The sequence below is a fragment of the Microbacterium sp. PI-1 genome, from assembly GCF_004337555.1.
GTDB lineage: Bacteria > Actinomycetota > Actinomycetes > Actinomycetales > Microbacteriaceae > Microbacterium > Microbacterium aurugineum.
On the sequence record NZ_SJYZ01000015.1, the window covers coordinates 89,778 to 96,116 of the forward strand.

Sequence of the window (6,339 nt, forward strand, 5' to 3'; positions counted from 1 at the left end):
GTCAGGCGGTGAAGTACGAGCTCGTGGCGTTGTCGAGGATGCGCTGCATGCCGTGCATCCAGTTGAGCTTGAGGGCGTCGACGGCGCCGGGGATGTCGCCGTCGGCGAGGTGGCGGGCGATCTCGGCGTGCTCGGCGGCGACGCGTTCGACCTTGACGTCTTCGGGGACCAGCAGGGACTCGTAGCGGTGGAACGAACTGCGCACGTTGTCGATCACGGCCAGGAGCCGGGTGTTCGGGCAGGCGGACAGCATCACGCTGTGCCACTCGTCGTCCTTGGTGATGACCAGCTGGTGCTCCACGAGCTCGTCGGCGAAGGCTTCGGCCATCTCCTTGAGTCTTATCCCGATCACGCGCAGTTCCTCGGGCGGGCTCAGCTCGAGCGCCAGGCTCTCGAGTGCAGCCATGACCGGCGCGAGGTCGCGGAACTCGGACGCGCTGAGCGGGACGAAGCGGAAGCCCTTGCCGTTCTCGCTCTCGATCTGGCCCTCGGACTCGAGGGCGATGAGCGCTTCACGCAGGGGGGTGCGGCTCACGCCGAGTTCGGTGGCGAGCTGGACCTCGTTGATGCCTTCGCCGGGCTGCACGAGTCCGGCGCGCATACGGGTCAGCAACTCCTGCCGAACCTGCGAGCGCAGGTTCTTGCGTTCGATCGCCATGCGTCCCCTCTTCTGCCGCCTGCCCGTCAGCCTATGGGTTGACGGGCCTCGGGCGACGTCCTAGTGTGTTGTATACAGAATACAGCTGATCGCGGATTCGCACCAGTGCACCGCCGGATCAGCCGGTCATGACTCAGAGAGGAGGCTTCGTGCCCGCACCCGGTGGCGACCAGCCCGCCCGACGCGTCCGCCTCGACGCCCTCGCGTACGGCGGCGACTACAACCCCGACCAGTGGTCGGAAGAGACGTGGCACGAAGACATCCGCCTCATGCGCGAGGCCGGCGTGAACATGGTGAGCCTGCCGATCTTCAGCTGGCCTCAGCTCGAACCCGAGCCCGGCGTCTACGACTGGGCGTGGCTCGACCGCATCCTCGACCTGCTGTGGGACGCCGGCATCGCGATCGACCTCGCCACCGCCACCGCGACCCCGCCGTCCTGGCTGCTGCGGGCACACCCCGAGATGGTGCCGTGGGATTCCGACGGGCACCGGCTCGAGTTCGGCTCCCGTCAGACCTACTGCCCCTCGTCGCCGCTCTGGCGTGAGAACGTCGCCCGCATGGCCCGCGCGATGGCGGAGCGCTACGGGGAGCACCCCGGCCTCGCGATGTGGCACATCTCGAACGAGTACGGCGATCACACCTCACGCTGCTGGTGCCCCGAGTCGGCCAGGCATTTCCGCCGCTGGCTGCAGGATCGCTATGGAGACCTCGACGGGCTGAACGAGGCCTGGGGCGTGAACGTCTGGGGTCAGCGCTACACCTCCTGGGAGCACATCGAGACGCCGAAGAAGGCGCCGGGCCCGATCAACCCGACCCAGCTGTTGGACTTCGAGCGGTTCTCGTCCGACGCCCTGCGGGAGCTGTTCCAGGTGGAGATCGACGTGCTGCGGGAGGTCACGCCCGACATCGCGGTCACCACGAACTTCATGAGCATGTTCCGCGACCTGGACTACTGGGACTTCGCCGCGATCGAAGATGTCGTGACCGACGACGCCTACCCGGAACCCGCCGACCCGACCTCGCATGTCGGAGCCGCCCTCAACTACGGCCTCATGCGCTCGCTCAAGGGCGGACAGCCCTGGCTGCTGCTGGAATCCTCGGCGAGCGCGACCAGCTGGCGCGACGTGAACGTGCCCAAGGCGCCGGGCAAGATCCGCATCGAGAGTCTGCAGGCGGTCGCCCACGGCTCGGACGCCGTGATGTTCTTCCAGTGGCGCCAGGCCAAGTACGGCCAGGAGAAGTTCCACTCCTCGATGCTCGGTCACCGGGGGGAGCGCTCGCGCAGCTTCCGGGAGACCAAGGAGCTGGGCAACGAGCTGAAGAGGCTCGAGCAGGTGCGCGGCACCCGGGTGCGCTCGCGCGTGGCGCTGGTCGTGGACTGGGACTCGTGGTGGGGGACCAGCGCCGTGGAGTCGCTGCCCTCGCAGAGACTGCAGTGGGCGCAGCAGGCCCGGGCCTGGCACCGCGCGCTGTACACCCTCGGCCAGCCGGTGGATGCGGTTCGCGCCACGGGGCCGTTCGACGCGTACGACGTGGTCGTGGTGCCGAACCTCTACATCGTCGAACAGCCGCAGGCCGACGCGTTGCGCTCCTTCGTGGAGCGCGGAGGACACCTCGTCGTCGGACCGTTCTCGGGAGTGGTGGATGCGACCGAGAAGGTGCACGATGGCGGAGCACCCGGGCCGCTGCGCGATCTTCTGGGCATCGAGGTCGACGAGCAGTGGCCGATCGCCGACGGGCTGACCGAGAGCATCGACTACGCCGGCGAGATCCTGATGGTGCAGTCGTGGAGCGAGTGGCTCGAAACGGATGACGACGTCGAGGTGCGCGGGATCTATGCGAGCGGTGAACTCGACGGTCTGCCCGCCGTGACCCGTCGCGCCGCCGGGGAGGGGATGGCCTGGTACGTCAGCGCGATGTTCGACGCCGCAGATCTGCTCCCGGTGTTCCGCGACGTGCTGCGCACGGCCGGCGTCCCCGCCAGGGAGCACACCGATGTCGAGGTCGAAGCGGTCACCCGTGCCGACGACACCACCGACTACACCTTCTACCTCAACCACGGACGCTCACCCGTGACGTTCGAGATCCCGACCCCGGGAGTCGACCTGCTCACCGGTCTGCGCCATACGGACCGACTGGAGCTCGATCGGTACGGCGTCGCCGTGCTCGCCGCGCCCCGCGCCGAATCCATCCCCTTTGCCACCCTGATCCCTGTGAAGGAGGACGCATGACCGCCCCGTTCGTGCATCCGTACATCCCCAACACCGCGCCCGAGTCCCGTGCGGCGATGCTCGCCGCCGTGGGCGCCGCGTCGGTCGACGAGTTCTACGCCGACATCCCGGCCGGTCTCCGGCTCGGGCGGCCGCTCGATCTGCCCGCCCCGTTCGTCGCGGAACAGGACCTGGCCCGCCACGTGCGCGCACTGCTCGCGAGGAACCGCTCGACGCAGGAGCGGCTGAGCTTCCTCGGTGCCGGCACCTACCACCACTACGTACCGGCGGTCGTCGATGAGGTGATCGGACGCAGCGAGTTCCTGACCGCCTACGCCGGCGAGCCCTATGAGGACCACGGCCGCTTCCAGGCGCTGTTCCAGTACCAGTCGCTGATGGCCGAGCTGCTCGAGATGGACGTCGTGAACGTGCCGACCTACGACGGCTACCAGGCGACCGCGACCGGCCTCACCATGTCGGGGCGCCTCACCAGCCGCGGACGGGTGCTGGTCGTGAGCGATGTGCTCCCTGCGAAGCTCGCGAAGGTGCACGACTACGTCCGCGCCCACCTCACGCTCGAGCACCTGCCGACCGTCGGCGGCACCGCCGACGTCGATGCGATCCGCGCCGCGCTGGGCGATGACGTGGCCGCGGTCTGGGTCGAGACCCCCAGCGCCACCGGCGCCGTGGAAGCCGCGCTGCAGGACATCGCGGATGCCGCGCACGCGGTGGGCGCCGTGCTCGTGGTCGGCACCGACCCCATCGGCTACGGCGTCCTCACCCCGCCCGCCGTCTCGGGAGCGGACATCGTCACCGGCGACATCCAGTCCCTCGGCCTGCACCAGTGGTTCGGCGGCGCCCACGGCGGGTTCATCGCCGTCCACGACGACCCGCGGTTCGTGATGGAGATGCCGTCGCGACTGTTCGGGCTCGCGACCACCGACGTTCCCGGCGAGTACGGCTTCGGCGACGTCGCGTACGACCGCACCTCGTTCGCGCATCGCGAGGAGGGGAAGGAATGGGTCGGCACGGCCGCCGCCCTCTGGGGCATCGCCGCCGGGGTCTACCTGGCGCTGATGGGTCCCGCCGGCATGGCGGAGCTCGGCGAGGTGCTGCTCGCCCGCACCCGATACGCCCAGCAGGCGCTCGCCGCGGTTCCTGGCGTCTCGCTCGACGACGACGCCGTGCACCTCCGCGAATTCACCGTGACGTTCAGCGAGGTCACGGCGGACGCGGTCGTCGCGACGCTCCGCGCCCGCGGCATCGAACCCGGCGTGGTCGTGGGCGAGCACCGCCTGCTCGTCTGCGTCACCGAACTCACCTCCCAGGCCGACATCGACACCCTGGCGGGTGCGCTCGCCGACGTCACGGCCTCCGATCTCGCTGCGAAGGAGCAGAACCGATGAGCCTCCCCGTCGCCCCCAAGCCCGCGCTGCGCCGCTTCCAACAGGCTCGCTGGGACGAGCCGATCATCTTCGAACTGACCACTCCCGGCGAACGGGGTGTGCTGGTCTCACAGGTGGAGCCCGGCGTGCGCGCGGCGGTGGGGGATGTGGTCGCCGCGCTGCCGTCCTCCCTGCGTCGGGCCGCGAAGCCGAAGCTCCCCGAGATGGGCCAGATGCGTGTGCTCAAGCACTACCTGCGCCTGTCGCAGGAGAACCTCGGCGCCGACTTCAACGTCGACATCGGCCAGGGGACGTGCACCATGAAGTACGCGCCGAAGATCAACGATCAACTTGCGAACACGCCGCAGCTCACCGCGATGCACCCTCATCAGGACCCGGCAGACGCGCAGGGCGTGCTCGAGATCGTCTGGCAGCTGGAGCGGATGCTCGCCGAGATCTCCGGCATGGACGAGGTCTCCCTCCACACGCAGGGCGGATCGGCGGCGATCTGGGCGAACATCGCGATGATCCGCGCCTTCCACGAGGCGAACGGAGAGGGCGAGCAGCGCCGCGAAGTCATCACCACGATCTTCAGCCACCCCTCGAACGCGGCGGCCGCGAAGGCCGCCGGGTACGAGGTCATCACCGTGTACCCCGACGCCGAGGGATACCCCTCGCTCGATGCGCTGAAGGCAGCGCTCTCGCCGCGCACCGCGGCCATCATGGTCACCAACCCCGAAGACACCGGCATCTACAACCCGGCGATCCGCGAGTGGGTGGACGCCGCGCACGCCGTGGGCGCCCTCGCCTCTTACGACCAGGCCAACGCCAACGGGATCCTCGGCATCACGCGTGCCCGCGACGCCGGGTTCGACGTGTGCCATTTCAATCTGCACAAGACGTTCGGCACTCCGCACGGCAGCGGGGGCCCCGGCTCGGGCGCGAACGCCGTGAGCGCGGCGCTCGCCCCGTTCCTGCCGGGACCGCGGGTGGTGCGTGCGGATGACGGGACGTTCGCGGTGGCCGAGGCGGGCGAGCTGTCGATCGGCGCGGTCGGGCCCTTCTTCGGGGTGATCCCCGCGCTCGTGAAGGCCTACTCGTGGATCATGGCGCTCGGAGCCGAGGGCCTGCTGGCCGCCGCCGAGACCGCCGTGCTGAACAACAACTACCTGATGGCGAAGGTGCTCGCGATCCCCGGAGCCTCCGCGCCCTACGCGACCGGGCGTCGGCGGATCGAGCAGGTGCGCTACTCGTGGGAGGAGCTCTCCCGGGAGACCGGGATCTCATCCGAGGAGATCGGTGTGCGCATGACCGACTTCGGCATGCACTACTGGACCAGCCACCACCCCTACGTGGTGCCCCAGCCGTTCACGCTCGAACCTACCGAGTCGTACTCCCTCGCCGAGCTCGACGAGTATGCGGCGACCCTCGCCGAAGTCGCACGCGAGGCACGGGAGACCCCCGAGGTGGTGCGCACCGCCCCGCACAACCAGACCGTGCACCACACGCACCACGACGATCTGGACGACCCCGACCGCTGGGCGGTCACGTGGCGCGCGTATCAGCGGAAGTACTTCCCCGCGGAGTCCGACGCGTCGTGATCGGACTCGTCGTCAATCCTGTCGCCGGAGTCGGTGGGCCCGCGGGCCTCGCCGGCTCCGACGGTGCGGACGTGCAGCACCTCGCCCTCGCGCGCGGTGCCCGCTCCCGCGTGCAGGAGCGGGCGGCCCTGGCTCTGACGGAACTCGCCGCACGGCATCCAGGACTCGTGGTCGCGACCGCAGACGGAGCGATGGGAGCCGATGCCGTCCGTGCGGCGGGGCTCGTGCCCCGGGTGGTGTGGACTCCCGGTCGCGCGACAGCCGGTGCCGACACGACCGCCGCTGCCGACACGACCGCCGCGGTGGGCGCGCTCGCCGCCGCCGGTGCTGACCTGATCCTCGTGGTCGGTGGGGACGGGACCCTGCGGGACGCGTGCGCCGGGCTCGATGCGGCCGCCTCCTTCGACCCGATGCAGGACGACACGCCAGATGCAGGACGATCCGCCGGTGAAGGCTCCGACATCTGGCGTGTCGTCCTGCAAGTG

5 protein-coding genes are annotated in these 6,339 nt (G+C 69.7%); 4 read left to right on the forward strand and 1 reads right to left on the reverse strand.

Annotated elements, in window-relative coordinates; genetic code table 11:
- Window position 1 precedes the first annotated feature (1 nt).
- Window positions 2-658, reverse strand: coding sequence for a GntR family transcriptional regulator (locus tag E0W80_RS13395; RefSeq protein ID WP_052193514.1), 657 nt, complete (start codon window positions 656-658; stop codon window positions 2-4).
- Between the two features lie 149 nt (window positions 659-807).
- On the opposite strand from E0W80_RS13395, the gene E0W80_RS13400 reads away from it, so the two are divergent.
- The 4 genes from E0W80_RS13400 to E0W80_RS13415 form a co-directional block, all read left to right on the forward strand.
- On the forward strand, window positions 808-2,889 hold the full coding sequence (locus E0W80_RS13400) for a beta-galactosidase (RefSeq protein WP_131493166.1): 2,082 nt from the start codon (window positions 808-810) through the stop codon (window positions 2,887-2,889).
- The gene (gene gcvPA / locus E0W80_RS13405; RefSeq protein ID WP_131493145.1) at window positions 2,886-4,274 is read left to right on the forward strand and encodes an aminomethyl-transferring glycine dehydrogenase subunit GcvPA; all 1,389 of its coding nucleotides are present in this window, start codon (window positions 2,886-2,888) and stop codon (window positions 4,272-4,274) included. Before E0W80_RS13400 ends, gcvPA begins: the two co-directional genes overlap by 4 nt.
- Window positions 4,271-5,854, forward strand: coding sequence for an aminomethyl-transferring glycine dehydrogenase subunit GcvPB (gene gcvPB / locus E0W80_RS13410; protein WP_131493146.1), 1,584 nt, complete (start codon window positions 4,271-4,273; stop codon window positions 5,852-5,854). The genes gcvPA and gcvPB overlap by 4 nt, the downstream gene beginning before the upstream one ends.
- Window positions 5,851-6,339 (forward strand): NAD(+)/NADH kinase (locus tag E0W80_RS13415; RefSeq protein ID WP_205802348.1); only part of this gene is annotated, 489 nt, incomplete at its 3' end. The genes gcvPB and E0W80_RS13415, both read left to right, overlap by 4 nt.